Source organism: Photobacterium sp. DNB22_13_2, assembly GCF_052873915.1.
In genome coordinates, this window is record NZ_JBNNXU010000143.1 from 1 (window position 1) to 271 (window position 271).

Genomic DNA, 271 nt, shown 5'->3' on the forward strand with positions numbered 1-271 from the left:
GCGCGAAGTTGATGCAACGGATCTGCCATTCGAGTTCATGCTCAACGCGCTGCGCCTGACGGACGGCTTCCCCGTCACGCTGTTCCAGGAGCGCACGGGCCTGCCGCTTCGCACGATCGAGCGCGAACTCGATGCCGCCGAACAACGCGGCCTGCTCTCGCGCGACCATGTAGCGATCCGCCCGACCGAGCTGGGACAACGATTCCTGAACGATCTGCAGGAATTGTTCTTGGCCGACGACGAAAACTGACGGTTGCCGGCTGTCGCATTG

Annotated in this window: 1 pseudogene; it reads left to right on the plus strand. The window is 62.7% G+C overall.

Going from position 1 to position 271, the window contains the following annotated elements:
* Positions 1-250 (plus strand): annotated as a pseudogene (locus ACVA58_RS28140) (radical SAM family heme chaperone HemW); the annotation flags it as partial.
* Between the last annotated feature and the right edge of the window lie 21 nt (positions 251-271).